Source organism: Synechococcus sp. JA-2-3B'a(2-13) (genome assembly GCF_000013225.1).
Taxonomy (GTDB): domain Bacteria; phylum Cyanobacteriota; class Cyanobacteriia; order Thermostichales; family Thermostichaceae; genus Thermostichus.
Map to the genome: position 1 here is coordinate 593,851 of NC_007776.1, position 22,176 is coordinate 616,026.

The 22,176-nt window shown below is 58.2% G+C and carries 18 protein-coding genes and 1 CRISPR repeat array; of the genes, 4 read left to right on the forward strand and 14 right to left on the reverse strand.

Features of this window, described 5'->3' with window-relative positions; genetic code table 11:
- Positions 1–2: 2 nt before the first annotated feature.
- The 9 genes from CYB_RS02785 to cas10 form a co-directional block, all read right to left on the reverse strand.
- A complete protein-coding gene (locus CYB_RS02785) occupies positions 3–989 on the reverse strand; it encodes an RAMP superfamily CRISPR-associated protein (RefSeq protein WP_041436226.1) in 987 nt (328 codons plus the stop codon).
- Between the two features lie 95 nt (positions 990–1,084).
- A complete protein-coding gene (locus CYB_RS02790; protein WP_011432237.1) occupies positions 1,085–1,537 on the reverse strand; it encodes a hypothetical protein in 453 nt (150 codons plus the stop codon).
- Positions 1,534–2,514 (reverse strand): RAMP superfamily CRISPR-associated protein, encoded by a 981-nt coding sequence (locus CYB_RS02795; RefSeq protein WP_011432238.1) that lies wholly within the window; start codon positions 2,512–2,514, stop codon positions 1,534–1,536. The genes CYB_RS02790 and CYB_RS02795 overlap by 4 nt, the downstream gene beginning before the upstream one ends.
- Before the next feature lie 166 nt (positions 2,515–2,680).
- The gene (csx7, locus tag CYB_RS02800) at positions 2,681–3,532 is read right to left on the reverse strand and encodes a type III CRISPR-associated RAMP protein Csx7 (RefSeq protein ID WP_011432239.1); all 852 of its coding nucleotides are present in this window, start codon (positions 3,530–3,532) and stop codon (positions 2,681–2,683) included.
- A gap of 19 nt (positions 3,533–3,551) precedes the next feature.
- Complete coding sequence (locus CYB_RS02805; RefSeq protein WP_148202689.1) at positions 3,552–4,088, reverse strand: hypothetical protein; 537 nt, start codon at positions 4,086–4,088, stop codon at positions 3,552–3,554.
- Between the two features lie 114 nt (positions 4,089–4,202).
- Positions 4,203–4,643 carry a hypothetical protein gene (locus CYB_RS02810; protein ID WP_011432241.1) on the reverse strand — a complete coding sequence of 147 codons (441 nt, stop codon included), beginning with the start codon at positions 4,641–4,643 and terminating at the stop codon, positions 4,203–4,205.
- Complete coding sequence (gene csx10, locus CYB_RS02815) at positions 4,640–5,872, reverse strand: type III-D CRISPR-associated RAMP protein Csx10 (RefSeq protein WP_011432242.1); 1,233 nt, start codon at positions 5,870–5,872, stop codon at positions 4,640–4,642. Before csx10 ends, CYB_RS02810 begins: the two co-directional genes overlap by 4 nt.
- The gene (locus CYB_RS02820) at positions 5,872–6,594 is read right to left on the reverse strand and encodes an RAMP superfamily CRISPR-associated protein (RefSeq protein WP_011432243.1); all 723 of its coding nucleotides are present in this window, start codon (positions 6,592–6,594) and stop codon (positions 5,872–5,874) included. Before CYB_RS02820 ends, csx10 begins: the two co-directional genes overlap by 1 nt.
- The gene (gene cas10, locus CYB_RS02825) at positions 6,594–8,909 is read right to left on the reverse strand and encodes a type III-B CRISPR-associated protein Cas10/Cmr2 (protein ID WP_041436228.1); all 2,316 of its coding nucleotides are present in this window, start codon (positions 8,907–8,909) and stop codon (positions 6,594–6,596) included. The genes CYB_RS02820 and cas10 overlap by 1 nt, the downstream gene beginning before the upstream one ends.
- Before the next feature lie 415 nt (positions 8,910–9,324).
- On the opposite strand from cas10, the gene cas6 reads away from it, so the two are divergent.
- Together cas6 and CYB_RS02835 are read left to right on the forward strand one after the other, a co-directional pair.
- Positions 9,325–10,506 carry a CRISPR-associated endoribonuclease Cas6 gene (cas6, locus tag CYB_RS02830; protein ID WP_011432245.1) on the forward strand — a complete coding sequence of 394 codons (1,182 nt, stop codon included), beginning with the start codon at positions 9,325–9,327 and terminating at the stop codon, positions 10,504–10,506.
- 283 nt (positions 10,507–10,789) lie between these two features.
- A CRISPR array of direct repeats spans positions 10,790–11,417; the repeat unit is 37 nt; unit sequence GTTTCCGTCCCCTTGCGGGGAAAAGGTAGGGATCAAC.
- Between the two features lie 283 nt (positions 11,418–11,700).
- Positions 11,701–12,894 (forward strand): RNA-guided endonuclease InsQ/TnpB family protein, encoded by a 1,194-nt coding sequence (locus tag CYB_RS02835; protein ID WP_011432246.1) that lies wholly within the window; start codon positions 11,701–11,703, stop codon positions 12,892–12,894.
- Here the strand turns inward: CYB_RS02835 and CYB_RS02840 are convergent.
- Positions 12,866–14,323 (reverse strand): TIGR03985 family CRISPR-associated protein, encoded by a 1,458-nt coding sequence (locus CYB_RS02840; RefSeq protein WP_011432247.1) that lies wholly within the window; start codon positions 14,321–14,323, stop codon positions 12,866–12,868. The genes CYB_RS02835 and CYB_RS02840 overlap by 29 nt on opposite strands.
- 165 nt (positions 14,324–14,488) lie before the next feature.
- On the opposite strand from CYB_RS02840, the gene crn3 reads away from it, so the two are divergent.
- Both crn3 and CYB_RS02850 read left to right on the forward strand, forming a co-directional pair.
- Positions 14,489–15,457 carry a CRISPR-associated ring nuclease Crn3/Csx3 gene (gene crn3, locus CYB_RS02845; protein ID WP_011432248.1) on the forward strand — a complete coding sequence of 323 codons (969 nt, stop codon included), beginning with the start codon at positions 14,489–14,491 and terminating at the stop codon, positions 15,455–15,457.
- 103 nt (positions 15,458–15,560) lie between these two features.
- Positions 15,561–16,352 (forward strand): ADP-ribosylglycohydrolase family protein, encoded by a 792-nt coding sequence (locus tag CYB_RS02850; protein ID WP_011432249.1) that lies wholly within the window; start codon positions 15,561–15,563, stop codon positions 16,350–16,352.
- Positions 16,353–16,427: 75 nt separating this feature from the next.
- Here the strand turns inward: CYB_RS02850 and CYB_RS02855 are convergent, their stop codons facing one another.
- The 4 genes from CYB_RS02855 to CYB_RS02870 all read right to left on the reverse strand — a co-directional run bounded on the left by CYB_RS02855 (position 16,428) and on the right by CYB_RS02870 (position 22,106).
- Positions 16,428–17,315: a nitrate ABC transporter ATP-binding protein gene (locus CYB_RS02855; protein ID WP_011432250.1), complete on the reverse strand. Its 888-nt coding sequence runs from the start codon at positions 17,313–17,315 to the stop codon at positions 16,428–16,430.
- Positions 17,316–17,386: 71 nt separating this feature from the next.
- Positions 17,387–19,384, reverse strand: coding sequence for a nitrate ABC transporter ATP-binding protein (locus CYB_RS02860; protein WP_011432251.1), 1,998 nt, complete (start codon positions 19,382–19,384; stop codon positions 17,387–17,389).
- Positions 19,385–19,452: 68 nt separating this feature from the next.
- Positions 19,453–20,280, reverse strand: a complete 828-nt coding sequence (gene ntrB / locus CYB_RS02865; protein WP_011432252.1) for a nitrate ABC transporter permease — start codon at positions 20,278–20,280, stop codon at positions 19,453–19,455.
- Between the two features lie 521 nt (positions 20,281–20,801).
- Positions 20,802–22,106, reverse strand: a complete 1,305-nt coding sequence (locus CYB_RS02870) for a CmpA/NrtA family ABC transporter substrate-binding protein (RefSeq protein ID WP_011432253.1) — start codon at positions 22,104–22,106, stop codon at positions 20,802–20,804.
- Between the last annotated feature and the right edge of the window lie 70 nt (positions 22,107–22,176).

The window sequence follows — 22,176 nt, forward strand, 5'->3', positions numbered from 1 at the left end:
CCTCAGTACACTCCGGTGGGTGGCTCGCGCAGAGCAGTGGGACTCAGGATGGCGGCCAATCGCTTGAGTTGTTCGGGCAAGATGTAGCCCTGGGCAGCTCCAATTTGCTCTTGCACAAAGGCTTGGAGGCGTTTTCCTTCCAGGGTATCGGCTTCTGGGGGATCGTAGCGGCTGTAGCGATCTTTTAGGTTGCCGGGCCGCTCGATCTTGTCGAGGGTCACCTGCAGGGATCCCAGGCCCACGGGCTTGCCGCCCCCCACCTTCAGCAGCATGGAATGCTTGGGATCCTGCCCCAAGACCGTGAGCAAGGTGCCCAGCTCAGCAGGGGTGAGGTTTTTGAAATGGATTTGGGTTTTGAAAACTGTGTTTTGTATCGCTTGCTGGGTGGGCGTTCCCCTTGAACTGTCCTGCAACGCGTTTCTGTGGGTGTAGTAGAACTTGCGCCCGATGACTCTGCCGTTTTCCTTCTGAAAATAAGCTTTGCACTGATCCGGGCGTGGACGGTACAGGGGGGGCAGGGATCCGCCGCCGGATCCGGCACTGGTGGCAATGGCATCCCTGAACTCCACCAATCCCTGCCAGTTCAGGGCACCGAAAACGCGGCTGGCCGGACAAAGCTGCTCTTTGTTGCGGCAGGGGTGCCGCTCTGGGGGGATCCGATTTCGGTACCGGCTCGTCATCACCGCAAGGGTGCTGTTGGTGATCGCCTCGTACATGGCCCGGATGGCCCCCTTGAGGGAGCTGCCCTGGATTTTAAGCCTTCCGTTGGGAGTGGTGGTCATGGTTTTGAGCACCGGGATCCCTTTCACCCCGACATCGCTGCCCAAGGCCAAGTGGCCGGTGGAGATGTGGACGGCAGTCTGCACCGTTAGGGTGAGGAAGAGGGTGCCGTGCAACCTATCGGGATGGAACTGGGCGTGGCCGGCGGGCCGCTCCAGCTTGGGGGGCTGGGTGGGAAACGGGATCAGCTCATAGGGTTTGGGAGACACGGTTGGGTTACCTCCACCTCGACTGCTGTTGCCGGCAGACGATCTTGCAGATGCGGCCTGGTTGGGCAATGGGCGAGGGCCTTGGGGGGTCATGGTCACCTCGGAATCAGGGCAATAAAGTGAACGCGGGCAGTTCGCTCATCTCGGAAGTAGCGCTGGCCCACCTTGAGATCTTGGGGATGGCTGAGGGGCTTGGGAAAGCGGGTTTCTCGATTTTGGGATCCGTACAGGTCGGCTGCGTGATCCTCCCACCGCCACTCTCCCGGCAGAGGGATAAAGGAGTCCGGGGGAGCTTGGATCCCCAGATACAGCAGATCCCAGCCGTGGGGGGTGCTTTTCCAGCGCAGTTCCCCTTGTTGGGAGAAAACTTGCCCCTCTGGACAGACGGGATCCGCCGGGATCCCCACCTGAATGCCGCTGACTCGATGGGGCCAGCGCAGAAAGGAGTAGGTTTTTTCAGAAGTGGAAAAACAAGCCGAGAGCACTTGGGAAAGCGAGGACTCTGCCCCATCTTGAATCTTGAGGGAGGCGACGTAGGCTGGTTTCATACGGCTTTGGCCTCCGCTTGCAGGAGTTTGGCCCAACTGTTGACGGCGGTGGCGAGCAGATGTTCCACCTTGGCCTCAGACGTCTGATCCCAGGTCAGCCGCGCCCCAAATCCCAAAGGCATTGGCTCCGCTCCCACCGGCACCGCTTGGCAATCGGGTTTGGGGAAGCCGTATTTGCCTGCCTCTTCGGGGGTTAAAAATTCGCCCGCCCCCAACAGGGATCCCTGTGGCCAGGTCAGGGGGGATCCCAGCAGTCGAATCTGCCTGTTTGCCTCATCCACCAGGCAGCCCGGGTAGTCCACCGTCGCCCACTCGTACTCAACCCGAACGGTGCCCATGCCGCGGGACTTGGCAAAGCCGATGCCAAACCAGCCTTCATCCAGATCCCGCAACGCCAGTCCCAGCAGACCCAGTTGGGCCAGGGTAAAGTTTTTCAGGTGGATCTTGGTTTGAAAGGATCCCTCTACGCACACTTGATAGCTGAACGGCCCCAGCCCCACCGCCACTGAGCCGAAGACGCGGTCGATGGCCACCCCATTACGTTCCTCCAGGCGCAGAGGGGTTCCCGGCTTGGGATAGGCATCTTCGATGCGGACCCGGCTGGCGATGGCTGTGTTGCCGAACATCTGATCCGTAAAGGAAGAAAGGGCGTAAACCTGGTGGGGCTCTTCAATTTTTTCCAGCCATTGATTGGCCTTTTGGTCGAGGGGATCGCTGGCCCAGAGTTTGAAGCCTCCCCCCTCAGGACGTCTGTCGCTGCCCACCGTTCGGACGATGCGCTCCGCATGGGCGCGAATTGCCCCTTTGAGGGAGCTGCCGGGAAAATAGACCGTTCGCCCGCCGCCGTGATAGGTTTCGACGAACTCCATATCCGGCTTCGTCGGGTCAGCCCCTTCTTTGCCCGCCTTGATGAGAACAGGGCCATCGGGCTTGAGGGTGAGGCAGAGGGTGCAATGGTTAACGTAGCGTTTGTGCATAGCCTGGGATCCTTCACACCAGAACAGGAGCTTTTGGTTGAGGGGCTTGGGGCGGCAAGCAGTCTGTCCAGTTTGTCAACCGATAGGGGTGGAAAACGCTGACCGTATCGCCAACCGTTGTAGAGTCCATGAAGACCATCGGGATCCCTCCTGACATGAAATAGGGCTAGCGGCGGGGGCCGACCGATTGCCGTTGAGAGGCCGTTGTTAATTTGGCAACCAGGGCTTCCACCCAGTCTTGGCGCAAAGCGGCAGCCTGCTCCGGGCTGAGCGGCTGTCGGGATCCGGCCACCAGCTCTTGAAGGTAGGCCAGCAGCCGTCTTGGATCCCCTTCCGAGTCGAACCAATAGATTGCCGAGATCTGCAGGCGGACAACCCCCAAGCCACGGGAGCGCCCCCCTCCCAGGGGGATCTGTTCCGTTTCCAATTGGTGCAGGCCAATGGCCAAGAGGCCCAGTTCCCATTCCTCGGCATTTTCGACGACGGCATGAAACCGGAAGGGGGTGCTGGCAGGCACCACTTGCAAGTCGTACAGCTTGCCATCTGCCGCCGTTTCCGTATCCCGATCGATGGCCACGCCATCCCGCTCTTGGTACTGGCCAAACCAGGCTTCCGGCACCACGGGCAAATCTCGGATCTGCACCTTGCCGGCCAACCAAGGGGATCCAAACACCTGCGAGACCCAGTCGGTGGCCTCAATGAGCTTTTGAGTCAGAGCCGCATCGTCCCCTTTGTAGTCATTTTTAATTTGGTTGATGATCTGAAATTGCTCGCTGCTGGTCAATTCGCCGGGATCCCTGGCCAGCTCTGGGTTGATGCCCCGCAAGAAACTTTCCAGGCGAGAGCGCATCGCCCCCTTCAAACTGGAGCCGGGAATGAGCGGACGGCCCAGCGCATCCTTGAGAACCGGCAAATCCGAGCCGATGGGTTCGGTGGAGCGGCCCACCCCGATGTGCAGAGCGGTCACGGTGGTGAGGGTGCCGGTGATTTCCAAGCGGTTTTTGAAAACGTCGAACATTGTTCCCTCAAATGGCTGCTCAAGTTAAGGCTTGTACTGCAGAGGTTTGCCATTCCCGAAGCGAGACGGAGCCCTTAATAAAACTCAAGAGGATCCCTAGGATCTGAGCAATTTCTGAGATAAAGTACTCCCTGTCATCGATAAAGAGTTGGTCACCCTCGAGTTTTGCAAATCGCCAGTTGGTTCCTGAGGTTACTGCTCCATAGACACTGTCTACTTGAGAATTGGAGTTCTTGTTAAAGACCTGTGCCCCCACCATACCGGCAACGCACTGGCCCAGACCCCCGATCAAGTCTTCTTTTTTGGCCTCAACGATAATCACCACCGGATCTTGAATGTAGAGTTGGAGAGGGGATAGGCAAATGATGTAGTCGCATAGGCCCACCAACCCCCTCTCGGGATCCACGTTGAATTCCTTGCCGGAAAACAGCGAGATTTGATCCCGACATAGGTACTTCACCTCTCCCAGCACAGGGGCGATGATAAACTCGGAGCGGGCTTTTTCGCTGTTGACCGAGGTGGCCAAGCCGAGATAGCGATCTAGGGTTATTTTCAAGTAATCGGAGCACTCAGTCAGTGGAACCTCTGCAAACAGGCCATGGATGATTCTTGACCTGAGCTGAAAGGTCGAAATGGCTCTCTCAAGGGTAAAACTGCTGTAGGTCACGGTCTAGGATCCTCCTCCCTCTCGCTTGTACTTGAGGTAGCGGGCCCCATAGCCCAGGTAGCGCCGAATCAAGTCAATTTTGATCTCGTTGACTTTGGGGGATGCTCTTTCAATTCCGGCTTCCCTGGCGATGGCTATAGCCCTTTGATGAATCCAGTTGTCGATGTCTTTGATGATGGCTTCTGCCAAAGAGTCTTTGCCCCGCCCCCACTTGTCACCGCGCCCCACCTGGTAGCGCAAAAAGTTCTTGATCACCTCTGAGCTTTCGGTGGAAGCTGCCACGTGCAATAGGTTGCGATATTGGGCCTCTTCCAATCTGTTGAGACCTCTGAAGTTATCCAAGGCGGCTTGAATTCTGGCGACCAGATCATCTTCGGCCAGCCGGATTTGCCGTTGGATCTTGAGCTCTTGTTCCGATGTGATCTCGCTGGTGGCGAAGGTCATAGCGGGTTCTCCCAGAAATGATGATGGAACGGACTGCAAACTTCGATTTGGCCGAATCCTTCAGCAGTGCGTTCGCCAATCCCCCAGTATTCCATCTCCGCCAAAATCGGGATCCAACGCTCCAGTTGCGTGGTGCTCAGCAGAAAGACACTGCCCTGCGTGGTTACCAATTCTACATCTTTGAACAGACCCCAGGCGGCGTTCCAGCCGGAGACATAGGCGTAGCTGCTACAGGCCAGCTCCAAGACCAGGGATCCGTCCTCGCAGTTGGCCTCCTCCTGGAGCATCGGCGGCGTGAGCACCGTGGTGCGTTGCCAGCGCTCCTTGAGGATGGCCCCCGACTGCAGCCCGATGGAGAAATACTGCCGCTCCGGCGGAAGGGGCTGCCAGGGATCCCCGAACACCTGCCATTGTTGCCAGCGCTGCCGCAGCTTTTGGTTGAAGGCTTCCACCCGCTGGGCCAGGGAAGGCCGGGGAGCAGCCAGACACCGAGCCGTGACGTTGACCCGGCCCAATCCCCGCGACACCCCTCCTCCCAAGCGCAGCAGGTGGGCGTGGGCGTTGAGGTAGCGGGTGAGGGTCTCGGCCAGCTTGGGATCCCGCAGGTAGATGTAGCCGCTGAAAAGGGAGCGCTCCAGATGCCCATTGGGGCGGGCTTTGCCCTCGTTCATCACCTCTAGGCTGTAGAGGATTTGGTCGGCAGCAGTGGCGCGGCGACGGTTGATCCCCACCCGCGTGAGCAGGCGTTTGGACACAGCAGCTCGTTCGTAGCGGGGCCCCAGGTCAGACTCCTGCTGGCTGTAGAACCCCCCGAAGGGCTCCACTCTTCCCCCGGAACCGTCCGGCTCTGTGGGATCGAACGGGATCCCCAGCCGCTGTGAGCAGAAGCGATCCAGGAGCGTGTCGAACACCCCCGTTTTGCCCGCCTCTGAGCGGAAGCCGGGATTGTTTTTCGAGCTGAAGGCCGTGGCCGGCAAGACCTTGCTGCCGGATCCCGGATAGGCGTGGGTAAACACAGCAGGCCGAGCTGCCGTAAACAGGGCGGCCAAATCTCCTTCCAGCGCCTCGGCAGGGCGATGTTGGGTTTGGCTGAGCATGAGGTCGGCCAGAGCACCGCGAATCACGCTGCCGGGAATGTAATCCTGGGCCTCGCTGATGGAGCCGCCCGGCTTTTGCCGACCGATGGCCAAGGGAGACTGAGCCGTTAGGGTGAGTTGAATGGCTTCCATCAGCTCCCTCCCTGGGCCAAGAAAGCCCAATCGGCTGCGGTGGGCTGGAGAGCCTGCAGGGATCCAGGATCCCAGTGCAGCCAGCCCAAACCTGCGGATTTGCTGCCCCCCAGCGCGATCAGGTGGTGCAGGGCCGCCAACAGGAGAGTTTTGCCCCAGGAAGGGCAATCGGGCAAAAGCTGCAGGGATCCGGAAAAAGTCAGCTCAGCCGCGGGAGAGGTCTCAATGAGGTAGAGCCGCTGATCCTCGGCGGTGCGGCGGCGGCGGTTGAGGGTGACCCCAGGGCGAAGGGTTGGTTCCAGAGCTGCTGGCGGCACCTCGCAGACGAGATCCTCCACCCACAGGCGGGCAGGCAGGGCCGGATTGCCGAATATCTGGCAGACCAGACAATGGGATCCGGCGTAGCCCTCCACCTGGTATTCGGGGCGGTGGAAATTTCCTGCGCTGCCCTCCCGCTGCGGACACATGCGCTCTGGGTCGGGAGAGCGGCAAATGGCCCAGCCCAGGCCACGGGCCAGTTTCTCGCACTCGTGGCGCAGCCGCCCCTTCAGTTGGGAGCCGGGAATGATCAGCCTGCCAAAGGCATCTTTGAGCAGGGGCTTATCCGCCAGGGAGCCGCTGGAGCCGCCGGCTCCCACCGCCAGGGCAGAGGCGAGGGTGGCCCTCAAAGGGATAGAGGTGATCGTTCGCCCCGCTTGGGGCAGCTCTGCCAGTCTCACCATCACTCCACCTCCGCCAGAACGGGCCGACCCTCGGCCTGGGGCTGTTTTTGCACAAAGGCGTACAAATCCACCAGATCCCGCCAGATGGTTTCATAGGTTGGCGTTGACGAGGATACCTGTGGCTCAACATACATCCAGGGGGGAAGGTGGCCGTCGTTGGTTTTGGCCTTGCACCAGGTGCGCTCAAAAGCCTCCATCAGCGGCTGCCCCTTTTTGCCCAGGCGGCTGCGGAAATAGAGATAGTTGAGGGTGGCGGTGCGTTTGCCTTTTTCCAAGAAGCTGCGAATCTGATAAAGCTGGGAGCGAGGAAAATTGGCCTCCTGCAGGGCTTGTACCGTTCTCAGCAACCCGTGGATTTCCGGGACGGTATAGGGGCCGGCGTAGAGCTTGAGGGTGTGGCTGTTCTGGCGGATCTCCAGAGCTTCCCGACGAAAATCCTGGATGCTGGAGACAACCAGGGCGACCGACTTCAACGAGAGAAAGTCGATGGTGGCCACAGAGCAGTCCTTGTCTTTGGGCTTCAGCTTTTTCGCGTAGCTCTTGGCGGATTTCAACAGTTGTTCGGTGAGCTTTTCGGCGTAGTAAATGGGGGTGTCTTCCGAGGCGATCAGCACCCCCACCGAGGCGGAGAGCCGACAGAGCTTCCGATCTGCCGCCGGGTAGCGGTGAGGCACCTTGCCGGAAGATTGAGCTGCATAGGTTGCCGAGGTGTCCAGCAGGAGCTGCTCAAACTGCTCACAGAAGGTGGCGGCAATTTCCAGGGCTTTGTGGGCAGGCACCACCACCAACACATCGTCTCCGCCGATGGTCAGGATCTCGAAGGGGTGGATCCACTCGCCGTTGCGGTCTCTGCCGGTTTCCGGATCTGGGGATAGGCCGTGCAGCCGATGGGCCTGCAGGTGCTGGGCGAGGGCGTGGTAAACGGCTTTTTCCGTTGCCTCGGAAACATCCCGGCTAAATTGTCGGTAGGCTTCTGGGGTTTGGATCTGCTGCACATAGCCCCCCATGTCGTTGCCATCGGCGTAAAGGTAAGCCACAAAGCCCTGGCTGCCCAGGCTGGCGTTGGCCACTTCCCGTAGAGATTGGGCCTCGCCGATCCCCTGGACAGATCCCTGATGGGGCTGCAAATAGCGCTCCCGGTAGGGCTCGCCGGCGGGAGAGTTGAGAAAGCGGGCAAATCGCGTTACCCAGCTTTCCACAAAGCCGGGATCCCAGGTGGGGAACTTGCGGAACCACCCTTGCTTGCCTGTTTCAATGCGCTTGGCCTGGCGACCCACCAGGGCTTTGCGAGCGGTGGCTTCCGAGAGCCAGGGCTGATCGACCAGGTCGGCTTTGGCGATGGCAGGGCGACGGTCGGTGCTGTCGCGGCGCAGGTAGGGATGGGTTTCAAAAAAGGCGGGATGGGCGCGGCTGGGGCGACCGGGATCCGGATTGCCGTTGCGGCGGTGGTTGAAGCGGGCGGCCAGGTAACCCACCAACTCGTTGAAACTTTTGCGGTCTTGAAATCTGGCTTCGCTGCCATCCCCAAAATAGGCTCTCACCAGGGGATGGGTTTTGTGTTGCGCCAGCCAATCCAGCCAGGGGGTGCGTTCGATGGGATCCCGCAACAGGCCGTAGCGCAGTTCCAGCAGCCGAAAGGCGGATCCCACGGCGCAGGCGTTAGCGGTGAGGGTTTCTTCGGTGTAGCGCCGCTCGATGGCCTCACAGAGATCGTCCACATGGGCCGCCGGGCAAAAGGCCAGGAGATTGCCCCCGGTGGAGTAGATGATGAGCTCCGGGATCAGGGCTTGCGCCAAAGCCGGGTAGTGCTGCTGCAGCCAAGGCCGGATCTGCTCGGCCACATAGGCCCTCAGCTCTGCTTGAGACTCTTTCCCCAAACCTTCCCATCCCAGGTAGGTTTGCTCGGGATCCCCGAAAAAGGCGGGCAGATCCACCAGGTTAATGCGATCCAACAAAGCGGAGGCCCCGCGGATTTCCGACAGCTTGGCCGACTCGAAGACATAGCTCTTGATCTTGGTGGCCCCCCCGTAAACCAAGCCGATGCGGGTTGTCTGCTGCCACAGCTCCGGGTAGCGGGATTGCAGCTCCGCCGGGGTTCTGGGAAAGGTCTTCGCCGCCATGCTCTCCTGAAATTGGCGCACCTGAGCCAAAATGGGCCGTAGCTCTTCTGGGATCCCGGCCTCGTTGTCGGCGCGAACGGCGGCCCGCATCTGCTGCAAGGTCTCCAGGGCAAACTGGGGATCCCGCTGGTCTCCCCACGCCAGGCACCAGGCCAAGGCAACAGGAACGGGAGAGGGAGCGGAAGTAGGGGTCATGAGCAGCACCTGCGAAATGCGAAAAAGGAAGACAAGTCTTGGACAGGGCTTCCATCGGCTGCGACGGACAGATCCCTAAAGGCTGGGGGCAATTGGCCTCGATTTTTAATCCTTCGCGGAAGACCAAAGCCCTTCAAAAAAGGGTTTGCCGGTTGGGTGGGTAACCAATCGAATCAAGCCGAGAGATGCCATTGAGGTTACCGATTGTTTCAGCCATATCCGATAAACGCTCTCGCCTCATGGTTTTCAGTCCTCTAGCTTGCTGGCAGTATAGATCGAGTGCGATGGGTTGCAGACGATTTCAAGGCTTTCTTCAGATTGTGAGATTTTTTCTGCCTGTACAACGGGCAATTCGAGAGTAAACCCAATAAGAAGGGATCCCTTCTAAAATTTTCTCAATGGAAAGTTGGGTTTTGTGTTGATTGTTGCTGTGGACTGGGAATGGGCTGTGCCTATGCTGAGTTTCTCAGAGCCATCTGCTGATAGAGAAGCGAACGGCAAGTGGCCGACGGGATCCGAGTTGGTGGGGATCACCTTGGAAGTTCAGGCTCCTCGGTCTTACCTGCTGGATCCCCACTATGCCAAAGGGCTGCACGCCTGGTTCTTGAGCCAGGTGCAAGAGACAGACCCGCAGCTATCGGCCTATTTGCACGATGGAGAATCGGAGAAACCTTTTACCCTCTCCCGGCTGATGGGGCCGTTCCGCGAGCAGGGGGGGCGACCGCTGATCCCGCCTCATCTCCCCTTCCGCTGGTGGATCACCGGCCTCAACCCGCCGGTGGTGGAGTGGCTGCGAGGGTGGTGCCAACGGCTGCCCACTTGGCTGGAATTGCGGGGATCCCCGCTGCAGATCCTGGGATGGCAGATCTCGATCCCCCCGCGCACCTATCGTCAACTGTTGGAGCAGCCTCTTTCCCCCCGCTCCTGGAGCCTTTCCTTCGTCTCGCCCACCAGCTTTCGCCACCGGGGCCACCATCTGCCGCTGCCGATCCCTCGCAACCTGTTCCACAGCTATCTGCGCCGTTGGAACGATTTTTCCGGTCTGCCCATCGAGGCGGAGCCTTTTCTGGATTGGGTGGATGGGGAAGTGATCATCCAGCGGCACCGTCTGGAATCGGTCAAAACCACCGCAGGTCGCCAGGGATCCGTGACGGGATTCATCGGCTGTGTGCAGTTGGCTGTCTCCTCCCGTGCGCCTGAGCTGTTGCAGCAGCAGCTCCAAGCCCTGATCCACCTTGCCCCCTACTGCGGCACCGGCCACAAAACCCCCTTTGGGCTAGGGCAAACCCGCCTGGGTTGGTTGGCCGAAGAGCTACCCGCCTCCCCTGTCCCTTCCCGGGAAGAGCAGGTGGCCCAGCGGATCGAGGAGCTGAGCGCCCTCTTTCTCAGCCAGCGGCAACGACAAGGGGGATCCCGCGCCGAAAAAACTGCCCAACTGTGGGCGACGATCCTGGCCCGCCGCGAAGGTGGAGAGAGCTTACAACAGATCGCCGCTGATTTGGAGATGCCCTACGAGACGGTGAAGACCTATGCCAAGCTGGCCCGCCGCTCTCTCCAGTCTGGATCCCAGGACTACTCGTCGAGCAGTCTTCCCTAGATGACTTGAGGTACTTTGTTGAGCCTGATACATTCACGCTGAACTCTCCTGAACATGGTTCAGGAAAGAAGCGATCGCATCCTGCCTATCTCTGAGCAGGAAGGCGGTATCCCGCAAAGCCCTGAGGAATACCCCCCGAGCGCTTTCCCCCTTCACTTCCCGGCAACCGTTGCGGTGGACTCAAGGATCAGGGGGAAACTTGGTCTACTATATCCCTCTCAATGACTTTTGCCAAACCGCCTAAAGCTCAGTAAATTCAGCAAAGTTCAGGGTTTTGGGGGTTAGAGGCATGCTCTTGCAGGGAGAAGGTAGAGATCAACCTCACTTCTCTTTGCTCATTACTCGCTTCTCTCTAGTTTCCGTCCCCTTGCGGGGAAAAGGTAGGGATCAACAATACGAGCGAATTGACTGCGATATTCCTCACTACTATGGTTTCCGTCCCCTTGCGGGGAAAAGGTAGGGATCAACAAGCCTTGACGAGCAAGGACTGCTCCTACCGTTCTAAGCACAAGTTTCCGTCCCCTTGCGGGGAAAAGGTAGGGATCAACTTGGTTAAGGATGGCCTGGTCATAGACTTCTATGACTGTTTCCGTCCCCTTGCGGGGAAAAGGTAGGGATCAACAACGAGACTAATTTTGGATCCGAATCGGAGTCTTTCGTTTCCGTCCCCTTGCGGGGAAAAGGTAGGGATCAACACGACATTCCCGAAGGCGCAACGATCAAATGGGGGTTTCCGTCCCCTTGCGGGGAAAAGGTAGGGATCAACCATCCGGGAAACCGGGTGGGAGAGACTCTATTCAGCGTTTCCGTCCCCTTGCGGGGAAAAGGTAGGGATCAACAACATCGTCGATGGTTTTCCCCATTTCGACTGGGCGTTTCCGTCCCCTTGCGGGGAAAAGGTAGGGATCAACCCTACCCTCGGAAAAGCCTGAATTCATGAGGTTTTCAAGGTGCGTTCGCGAGGGAGTACGGAGATTCCTCGACACAGATGTTAACATTGTCCTCGCGGCCAAGCGCAAGCGGGGAAATTGAGCTTGCTACGGCCATTATGTCACGTTTTTGGGCCAATCGGGGCAAAAGATCTAAAGTTTCCCTTAAAATCTTGTGCCGGCAGAGTCAGCTAGAAATCGCAGGAGCCCCGCCCTCTGTCCGTAGGACGAGGGTCGGGAGGAATGCGGAAGTTATGATAGAACCATGACCCAAGTCCTGACCGTCTCCTGCAAGCTCAAGGTGTCCCAGTCGCAAGCCGCCAAATTGGACGCGACGATGGAGGCTTTTGGCCAAGCCTTGAACTGGGTCAACCAGAACACGCCGGAGAAAGTCGCCAACGCCGTTAAGCTCCAGTCTCTGTGCTACCGCGAAATCCGGGCCCGGTTCGGCTTGTCCAGTAACTTGGCCCAGCAGGTCTGCAGACGGCTGGCCGGCGCCCGTAAAGTTGCCCGACAGAAAAACCGCCCCGTCAAAGTGTTCAAGGGTGGCTTCGCTACCTACGATGCACGTATCTTTTCGTTCCGCGAGAAAGACTGGACGGTGTCGCTGACCACGGTGGAGGGTCGAGAGCGCTTTGAGCTGGCGATTGGCCGTTACCAGAGAGAACAGCTGACAGGCTCCAATCCAAAATCCGCCACTCTGGTCAAACGCAAAGATGGCTCCTACTTCATTCAAATCTGTGTGGAAGCGGAGCCATCCCCACCGCAACGCACGGGCAGAGTGTTGGGGGTGGATTTGGGCAGGACGGATATTGCTCATACATCGGAAGGAGATAACTGGAATGGACAGCAGCTGAACAAAGTCCGAGACCATTACTCGCGGTTGAGGGCGGTACTCCAACGCAAAGCCAGTAAGGGCACACGCAGTTCGCGACGCAGATGCCGTCAACTGCTGCAACGGCTGTCTGGCAAGGAGAGGCGCTTTCAGGCGTGGGTCAATCATCGCATCTCCAAAGCTATTGTCTCTAGGGCAAAGACCACAAACAGCGCTATTGCCCTGGAAGACCTGACAGGGATCCGGGAAAGGGTCAATCAACAGCCACGAGGTAAGACAGAGTGCAGGCGGGCCAATAGTTGGGCATTCTACCAGCTCAGGATGTTCGTGGCCTACAAGGCTGCCATCGCCGGAGTACCTGTGGTACTGGTGTCGCCCGCCTACACGTCGCAGACCTGCCACCGGTGTTTGCACATCCATCCCGATCCTACGCAATCCTATCGCAGTGGTAAGTCGTTCAAGTGTGGGCACTGTGGATGGGAAGGGGATGCGGATTTGAATGGTGCGAATGTGATTGCGCTCTTGGGGGCTGTCGTAAACCAGCCTAGAGGTCCGGGCTTGTTTTGTTCTCTGGTAGAGCAGAACAGGCTCAGGGCTACTGAAAGCCCGCTCCGTACCGCTTAGCGGTCGGAGCCGGGTAGTTTACGTCGGGGCGATAAAACTGCAGCTCTGCCTGGGCTTCCCGAGCCATCTGTTCCCGGTAGGCCAGGGGAGCGATGACCTCGCCGTTGGGCCGCCAATCCCGCAGGCGCATGGTGAAATTGGTATCTCCCACCCGTACCCAGGCGCGGAAGTACCGGTCGCTGGTTGGTCTTTGCCGGACAATGTTCAAAATCTGTTCGCGCTCCCGCGCATCCGCCACTGCCTGCTGCACCAAAGCCGGGATCCGCTCGTAGGCAATGGGCTGGAAGGTGGGATGTCGCACTGTGCTTTCCACATAGCGACGGGCAAACTCCGGGGAAAATCGAAGGATCAACAATGCCTTGGGCAAGTAAAAATCGGATCCCCAGGCTTCTTCCCATGCTGCTTGGACTTCCTCTGGGCTGGGCAGCTTCTTTTGCCGTTTGCGGATTGCCAGCTCTGGCGGAATGGAAGGAGCGTCCCAGGGAATCACCGCCAGGCGCTCAGACTGGATCCGATCTAAGCGGAAATTGTGCCAGCCCAGGGATCCTTCGGGGGTGGGAAGCTGGCCAAAGGCTGCCAAATACTTGGCGCGGCGGGCATAGAACAAACAGACTGGGTAAGTGAGAACGTGTCGGATCCCATGTTGGCGGGTGGCGTAGTCAAAACCGATCACCCCTGCTTCTGGGTTGGCCCAAAGGGCTTCTAGCTGGCTTTGATATTCATCCACCCGTTCTTGCTGTTCGTCCGAGAGGATGTACTCAAACCACACAAACAGCCGCCGCTGCGAGTGCTGATCGCGCCAGCGGGACGGAGTCCTTTGGTTGGCCCAGATTTCATCCAGCAAAACCTGGACATCTGGATGCACAAAGGCCACATCGCTGAGGATGTGATAAATCTGCTCAAGCTGCTTGCCCGATAGAGTCCAAGTGGATGAAGGTGCCGGCAACTGGGGATGAGCCCCTGGGGCGCAGCAGCGGAAGTTGTCTCTTCGCTTGGGGTTGGCCTGAATTTGCTGCAGCCAACCCTGGGCGGCCAGGTAGTCCAGCTCTTTGCGCAGGGTGCGGTGGGTCTTGTGAAAGGGTCGGGCAGATAGCAGCGCTTCCAGATCCGGAACTTCTACTTTTAAGGCGGCCAATAGGTTGGGATCCTTCAGCCAAAACCTCAAGGGTTTCCAGCAAATGCAGTCAACATCAGGACAGGGTGAAGGGATCCCTTGTGCCAGATCCTGCTTGGGGTGCCGTGGTGAGAGCAAGCGATCCCGGATGTGGGTGTAGCCAAAGGTTTCCGGCAGGTCTGGCCAGCGGTTTTCGCCATAGAGGCAGTGGAGCAGTACCCACAGGCGCACGGCCCGCTCCAGGCGCTCGGCCAACTGACCGCCCGCTAACCAACGCAACACTTCCACCGTCAAAGGCAGCTCAAATCCGCTCATCCGACAGTTCCCTCGGTTCTTAGGTCAACCAGTTGATGGCACTCCAGGCCAGGGGTTTTCTTGGAGCAAGGCGCAAGTGAGAGCCTGACCACTCTGACATGAGTTGGAACCTTCCACTTCCAATCTCTTCCATACTGAAGTCAACCTGTCTCGTCAAATCTGCCCATGGCTGCTGTGGCACTGCATTTGCTTTCCGGCTGTCTGGCCGCTCGCGCCAGCGGGACGGAGTCCTTTCGCGCCAGCGGGACGGAGTCCTTGGACCCTCGAAGATCCCATTCTTCGGAACTGTCTTTTCAGGTCATCGAAATTGAGCTGACCCGACCGGATCGCCTGGTTTTTCCAGAGGATTTGGCTCAGCTTCAGCTGCCTGCCGGGATCAATGCCCAGCTGGGGGTGGTTCTGACGGGGCGGGCCCCCATTTGGCTGTATGGCTGGCTGGTGCATGAGTGCCACTTCACCCGTTGGGTGGCCTGTTATGACCCACGCTTGGGCGCGGTGGTGGTCTCCAGCCATACCCCCGAAGTGCGGGTGGGCCAGGTCATCCCCTGGGTGCAGGGAAGGCCGGGCAAGGCCTACGGCCCGCTGACGCGAACAGAATTGGCAGCGGCGGTGATGGTGGTGGGCCCCCCCGACAGTGGCAAAAGCCGTCTTGCCCGCGCCCTCTTCGAAGCTCTGCTGCCGGAGCATCCCGATATTTATCTGCAACGGGCCCATTGGGATGGGGAAGGCAATTGGACTTTAGACTTGCCACCAGAAGAGGCGAAGATCCTCAAGCACCAGTACCGGGGCTCTTTTACCCCCGAATTTTTCAGCTTCCATGCCCAGGCCATTCTGGCTTTGCGCCGGCAAAAGAGTTTGGTGATTGTGGATGTGGGCGGCAAGGTGGATCCGCAAAAGCAGCCGATCCTGGAAGCCTGCTCCCACTACCTGGTGGTCAGCCGGGATCCCGAGGCTATCCCTCTCTGGCACGAGTTTTGTCGAGACCGGGGCAATTTGCGCTGTGTGGCCATCCTGCACACCTCGCCCGGCCCTCCTCAAGTGCTCAAAGACTCACCTGAGTTGGAAATTCGCTGGGATCCCAACTCTCCTCCCCCCGCGGAGCTGCTTCGGGCGGTGCGCCGCTTGATTGCCTAGGGGTGCGGATTCAGAATTGGATGGGCGGGCGAGCCTTTTCGGAAACGGCGAGATTGAGAACCGGGAGATTGAGAACTGGGAAAAGAAAAAGGAGAGGGTACTGATGCTGGGAGCCATTGCCGGGGATGTTATCGGCTCTGTCCATGAGCACTCGGGCACCAAAACGAAGAACTTTCCGCTGTTCGTCGAGGCCAGCCAATTTACCGATGACACGGTTCTGACGGTCGCTGTGGCCGAGCGGCTGCTGCGGGGCGGTAGCTACGTCGATTGGTACCATGAGTACTTCCACGCCTACCCAGAGGCTGGGTACGGGAGCAGCTTCATCCACTGGGCCGAGCATCGCTGCCGTGAGCCGTACTACAGTTGGGGCAACGGAGCCGCCATGCGGGTTAGCCCCATTGGCATCGCCTGCAACACGCTGGAAGAAGTGCTGGCCCAGGCGCGGGCCAGTGCCGAGGTAACCCACAACCACCCGGAGGGCATCCGCGGCGCTCAGGCTACGGCAGCCGCCGTGTTTCTCGCCCGGTCAGGGTACACCAAGGCCGACATCAAGACGTACATCGAGCAAGAGTTCGGATACTGCCTATCCGAGCGGCTGGACGATATCCGGGAGCACTACTGCTTCGATGTCTCCTGTCAGGGCTCGGTGCCCCAGTCGATCATCGCGTTCCTAGAGGCAGACGGTTTTGAAGACGCGGTGCGCAACGCCATCTCCCTTGGTGGAGACGCAGACACCATGGCCTGCATTGCCGGGGGCATTGCGGAGGCGTTTTTCGGCGGCGTGCCGGACGAGATCGCATCCCGGACGCTGGCCGTTTTGGACGAGCGGTTGCACGGCGTTGTGTGCGAGTTCCAAGAGAGGTTTGCGGATCGCCTGACCAGGGGCTGCACCTGATGGCCAAGGTGTGTGGTTTTTGGGTTTTGGGTTGCCTTGTCGCCCTCTCGCTCCGTCAACTGCTCCAGGTTGGATTTACCGGTAAGCCGCCTCTGGGTTGGCTTCATGGCCGTAGAGATAGCTGAGAACCGAGTTGCGCAGGCGGTAGTACTGCGGATCTTCAAGAATCCGCTCGCGATCCCGAGGGCGCGGGAAGGGGATGGTCACGATCTGCCCGATGGTGGCTGCAGGGCCATTGGTCAAAGGACTCCGTCCCGCTGGCGCGAAAGGACTCCGTCCCGCTGGCGCGATCAGCACCAGGCGGTCGGCCAAAAACAGCGCCTCATCAATGTCGTGGGTAATCATCAAAACCGTGCAGCGATGTTCATCCCAAATGCGCAACAGCTCCTCTTGCAGCTCCTCTTTGGTAATGGCATCCAAGGCCCCGAAGGGTTCATCCAAAATCAGCACTTCTGGACGGATGGCCAACGCACGAGCAATGGCTACCCGCTGTTTCATCCCTCCCGAAATTTGCGAGGGATATTTCTGAGCGGCTTCCCCCAGCCCCACCAAATCCAAATGTTCTTCCACAATTCGATGCTTTTCCGACTGGCTCTTTTGGGGAAATACCGACCGAACGGCCAAATAAACATTTTCATAAACCGTGAGCCAAGGCAACAGGGCATACCCTTGAAACACTACCATGCGCTCCGGGCCAGGAGCTGTAATCGGCTGCCCTTTCAGCTTCACCGAGCCACTGGTGGGCTGGGCAAATCCGGAAACCATATTCAGCAGGGTGGTTTTGCCACAGCCGGAATGCCCAACCAAGCAGACAAACTCTCCCTCGTTCACACTGAGGTTGATATCTCGCAAGACGGGATAATCCCCCTTGGGAGTTGAGTAGGTCTTGCTGACATTCTCAAGGCTTAGGTAGGGTTCTGCGGCTACGTTCGCTGGGGTAGAGGTTGTCAAGAGGGCAGTCATCGTAGGGTGCTCCAACTCATGATTTTCTCACAACGGGGAATGTGCTTTTGCAAGGGCGCCCAAGTGGGTATCTAGAGCAACACAGGACGACGATCTAAGGCAACCTCGGCTACATAAATATCGTGCTTAATCGCCAAACTGTTGAGGTAGGCCAGGGGATCCTCACCATTAAAGGGGATCCCGTCGAACAACTGAATGGGCTGCCGCTGGTAAGACACATCCAGCCCCAGCTCGCGGGCTGCCGTACTGAATACCCCCACCTGACATACCCGCTCCACGATCTCCACCCAGTTGCGAGGGAAGGGCAGATCCCCCCAGCGGGCCATTTGGGTCATCATCCACAGATGCTCGGTGCGGCTGGGACGGTTGCCGGCTCCCAGAAAGAAGCGGTGGTGGGCATATTCCCGCATCGGCCTGTCCAAGTCACAGATCAGACGCTGGGGATCCCCCAGATGAATGTAGGATGGGTCGGTGCTCAGGTAGGCGCGGCGGCTGAGCAGCTCGCGAATCTCGTCGTGATGGGCCGGGTCTTCACAGTAGCGGCAGGCTTCCAACAGCGCTTTGACCAAGGCAATGTGGGTGTTGGGGTAGGCTCTGGCCCAATCTTCTCGCACCCCCAACACTTTGCCGGGATGGCCCAGCCAAATCTCCAGATCTGTAGCCACCGTAAAGCCACTGCCCTCTAAGGCTGCCCGCAAATTCCAGGGCTCTCCCACACAGTACCCATCGATGTTGCCGGCTGTCAGGTTGGCCACCATCTGGGCCGGAGGCAGCGTTTTCAGTACCACATCGTGATCCGGGTGGATCCCGCCGGCTGCCAGCCAATAGCGCAACAGCAAATTGTGCATAGAGCTGGGATGCACCACCCCAAAGGTAAGCCGACGGCTGGGACTATCCAGAATGTAAGCCTTCAACTGGCTGAGGGTGTGGATCCCTTGCTCATAGAACCGCTTGTGCAAGGTGATAGCATTGCCGTTGCGGGTCAAGGTGAGGGCCGTAACCACCGGCTGAGGCGGGTTATCCCCTCCGCCCAAAGACATCCACACCGGCATACCGGCGGGCATTTGGGCCGCATCCAGATAACCTCCCTGAATGTCGTCTTGGATCCCTCGCCAACTGGTTTCCCGCACCAAATTCACTTCTTCCAAGCCGTGTTTGGCAAAAAACCCTTTTTCTTTAGCTACAGCCAAGGGAGCACAGGCAGTGAGGGGCACAAAGCCAATCTCCAGGTTGATCTTTTCCAAGCCATGCTTGGCCACCACAGTGCTGCGGCGAGCACGCCATTGCTTGATGCGTTTTTGTTGGTTCAAAAAGTAGATGATCTCGCTGCGGTAGCTGTAGTAGCTGGGATGGTTGACCACCTCCAGCCGACGGCGGGGCCGAGGAATGTCAATGGTCAAAATGTTCCCAATTCGGGATCCCGGCCCGTTGGTGAGCATGACCACACGATCTGACAGAAGAACCGCTTCGTCCACATCGTGGGTGACCATGAGGGTGGTCATCTGATGTTCTTCACAGATGCGAATTAACTGCTCTTGCAAGTTCCCGCGCGTGAGCGCATCCAAAGCGCCAAATGGCTCATCCAACAACAACACTTTGGGCCGCAAAGCCAGGGCACGGGCAATGGCCACCCGCTGCTTCATACCCCCGGACAATTGGGCTGGGAGCTTATCTGCTGCGTGGCGCAAGCCCACCAGATCAATGTGCTCTTCCACGATCTGCTGACGCTCGGCTGGAGAATGGTTTTTAAGAACGGCATTCACCGCTAGCGCAATGTTTTGCCGAACCGTTAGCCAAGGCAAAAGCGAGTAATGCTGAAACACCACCATGCGATCGGGGCCGGGAGCGGTGATGGTATGCCCATCCAAAGCCACGATCCCCCCCGTAGGCAAAGACAGCCCCGCCACCATGTTCAATAGGGTGGATTTGCCACAGCCGGAGTGGCCGATTAAGGAGACAAACTCCCCTCGATGGATTTGCAGATCGATCCCTTTCAGAGCAAGGTATTCCTGCCCTCCGGACAGAGGAAAAGATTTTTCCACCTGCTCCACACTGACCAATACAGACACAGAAAACCTCCCAACCTATCACCCGTCTAGCCTCAAACCAACCACATACTGACAACACATCCAACACATCATTGATTGGCTATCTTGTTTTGCAAAACAGACATCAGGCGATCCAAAAGCAATCCCACCGCTCCAATGTAGATGACGGCAACGATGATTTCCGTAACGTAGTTCTGCTGGTAGGCATCCCAGATGAAAAAGCCGATCCCCGGCACACCCGACATCACAATCTCTGCGGCAATAATGGCCAGCCAAGACAGGCCAATACCAATGCGCAGACCTGTGAACATGTAGGGCAGGGCTGAGGGCAGCAACACCTTAAAAAAGAAGTCCACTTTGGAGAGCTTGAGCACTTTGGAGACGTTGATGTAGTCTTCCGGGATCTGTCTCACCCCCACAGCCGTGTTGATGAGAATGGGCCAAATTGAGGTAATAAAAATAACGAACAGGGCAGCCGGCTCATTGCGTTGCAAAGCAGCCAAGGAAATGGGCACCCAAGCCAAGGGAGCTACCATGCGCAAAAATTGGAAAATGGGATCCAAAGCTCGGTTGATCCACACACTGCTTCCCACCAAAATGCCCAACGTGATGCCCACCAAAGCGGCACTGCAATAGCCGATGGCCACCCTTTGTAAGCTGGCCAAGGTTTGGCGCAGCAGCCCTTGGTCGAGGTCGCTGTTGCGATACAAAGGATGCAGGATCAGGTACCGGCTGCGCTCATCCATCCACACATCCCAGGGCCCCGGCAGCCGAATTAGGTTGGCACTGGCCAAGATCTGCCAGATGAGCAGAAATCCAACAATACCCACCACAGGGGGGAGAATCTGATCTCGGTACTTCGCCAAATCGAACTTCGCCGTTGCAGATTTTGCCGGAGAAGAAAGTGTTGTCGTCATAGCTCCTGGAGAGGATAGGGTTTTACAAGGTTCTCTGTTGTCGCGCTCTCAGAACATTCCAGCCGCAGGGTTCTACAACGTGTTGGAAACAGAGCATGAACTGGGATTGGCCTTGCCTTTTCGTTGGATGGGCAAACACAGGGATTGCAAACTCAACAAAACTCTCACGACAATCAGAAAACTCAGGATTCCTACGGCTATTGAAAGGATGAGCTTGTCCCAGCGAGGCTGGGCCGGCCTCTCAAAAGGAGGATCCCTGAAGAGTTCGCGCGGAACGTGAAGTAGAGCCAACATAGCCGATCCTCAACATAGCATTCAAAGTTATTCAAAAAGTGCGAGGCTCATAGCATCCATCAACTTTCCATCGTTTGGGCAGAAAGCTCGGCACAGCTTTTTTCGACCTCGTGGGATCCCGCAGGTAGGCAGGATCCCTGTCGCGCGAGAGATTCGAACAAGGAAACGGTAAGCCATGGACTTCCTGCGAAAGAAGGTGAGGAACTTGGCCCAATCAAGCTATTCAGCTAGACCCTTTTGATTTTCAGGCTGTTCAGGTAAGCCTGCGGATCCTGTGGGTCAAACACCACACCGTCAAAGAAACGCTCTGTTCCCCGCGAGGTGTTGTTGGGGATGTTCTTCACCCCCAGTGCCTGGGCGGCCTCACGCCAGAGATCTTCACGGTTCACTTCATCCACCAGACGACGGGCAGTATCCAGATCGGGAAGGAAGCGAGCGTGGAAGCCCCAACGCAAGGATTCCGTCAGGAACCAAAGGTCATGGCTCTTATAGGGGTAAGAGACGCTGCCTCGGCCATCTTCCCAGTACAAGGGCCCGGCATTGAAATCTTGAACAGCTGGCTTGCCGTCTCCCAATTCGTAGTTGCCTTGAAAGGGAGGGGTGAGAACTTCAACCGGCACATTCAGGTAGGCACGCCCTGAGAGAATGCGTGTCAGTTCTTCTCGGTTGGCCGGATCATCACACCATTGCTGCGCTTCCATCACCGCCATCAAAACCGCTTGCGTGGCTCTGGGGTTTTGCTCCACCCAGTCGGCGCGAATGGCCAAGTATTCTTCGGGGTGAAAGGGCCAAATCTGTTGAGTAAGAGCCGCCATAAACCCGATCCCATCGGCCACAATCCGGTAGGGCCAGGGATCCCCCGTGCTAAAAGCATCCATGGTGCCATTGCGCATTCCCTGCACCGTTTCGGCAGAGGGAACCGCCAACAGGTCAATGTCTTGATCCGGATCCACCCCCCCGGCGGCAAGCCAGTAGCGGATCCAAAAATCTTGATTGGCGTTGGGGAAGGTATAGGCAGCTTTGAACTTGCGCCCGTTGCTGGCGCTGAAATTTTTGATGTAATCCGCGGCTCCCGAGATATCCAGCCCCAAACCCTTGCCAGCATGCATTCCGGCAATGGCAATCCCGTTGCCTTGGGTGATCAGCTGACACAGAACTGCCATGCGCACCGGCTGATTGTTGGTGATGGCGCCAATGTGGATCATGTGAGGCATCGGCATCTGCCACTGGCCACCGTCGATTCCCCCACCCGCTGAGCCGATGACCACGTTGTCACGGGCTGCCGGCCAACTGGCCTGCTTCAACACCTCTACACCGGTCATGCCGTGCTTGTCGAAAAAGCCCTTCTCCTTGGCGATGATCAGGGGGGCAGACTCCACAATCGGTATAAAGCCTAACCTGAGATTGGGGGTTTCTGGGCCGCTGGCCTGGGCAACCCAGTAGCCTGTGCTGGCCCGTGCTAAGCTGCCACTCACGAGTCCACCCACGGTGGCCGCACCCGCAGACAGCAAAAAGTTACGACGTGACGTCATGCTCACCTCATCGAAAGGATATGTGAAGGCAAGATGGAAGCTTTCCGGTTCAAGTTGCCTGACCCACGGA

Excerpts from the sequence above, each read along its gene's own strand:
- CYB_RS02790 (WP_011432237.1), bottom strand. The coding sequence starts at position 1,537 with ATGAAACCAGCCTACGTCGCCTCCCTCAAGATTCAAGATGGGGCAGAG.
- CYB_RS02795 (WP_011432238.1), bottom strand. The coding sequence starts at position 2,514 with ATGCACAAACGCTACGTTAACCATTGCACCCTCTGCCTCACCCTCAAG.
- csx7 (WP_011432239.1), bottom strand. The coding sequence starts at position 3,532 with ATGTTCGACGTTTTCAAAAACCGCTTGGAAATCACCGGCACCCTCACC.
- CYB_RS02810 (WP_011432241.1), bottom strand. The coding sequence starts at position 4,643 with ATGACCTTCGCCACCAGCGAGATCACATCGGAACAAGAGCTCAAGATC.
- csx10 (WP_011432242.1), bottom strand. The coding sequence starts at position 5,872 with ATGGAAGCCATTCAACTCACCCTAACGGCTCAGTCTCCCTTGGCCATC.
- CYB_RS02820 (WP_011432243.1), bottom strand. The coding sequence starts at position 6,594 with ATGGTGAGACTGGCAGAGCTGCCCCAAGCGGGGCGAACGATCACCTCT.
- cas10 (WP_041436228.1), bottom strand. The coding sequence starts at position 8,909 with ATGACCCCTACTTCCGCTCCCTCTCCCGTTCCTGTTGCCTTGGCCTGG.
- CYB_RS02835 (WP_011432246.1), top strand. The coding sequence starts at position 11,701 with ATGACCCAAGTCCTGACCGTCTCCTGCAAGCTCAAGGTGTCCCAGTCG.
- CYB_RS02840 (WP_011432247.1), bottom strand. The coding sequence starts at position 14,323 with ATGAGCGGATTTGAGCTGCCTTTGACGGTGGAAGTGTTGCGTTGGTTA.
- crn3 (WP_011432248.1), top strand. The coding sequence starts at position 14,489 with ATGGCTGCTGTGGCACTGCATTTGCTTTCCGGCTGTCTGGCCGCTCGC.
- CYB_RS02850 (WP_011432249.1), top strand. The coding sequence starts at position 15,561 with ATGCTGGGAGCCATTGCCGGGGATGTTATCGGCTCTGTCCATGAGCAC.
- CYB_RS02855 (WP_011432250.1), bottom strand. The coding sequence starts at position 17,315 with ATGACTGCCCTCTTGACAACCTCTACCCCAGCGAACGTAGCCGCAGAA.
- ntrB (WP_011432252.1), bottom strand. The coding sequence starts at position 20,280 with ATGACGACAACACTTTCTTCTCCGGCAAAATCTGCAACGGCGAAGTTC.
- CYB_RS02870 (WP_011432253.1), bottom strand. The coding sequence starts at position 22,106 with ATGACGTCACGTCGTAACTTTTTGCTGTCTGCGGGTGCGGCCACCGTG.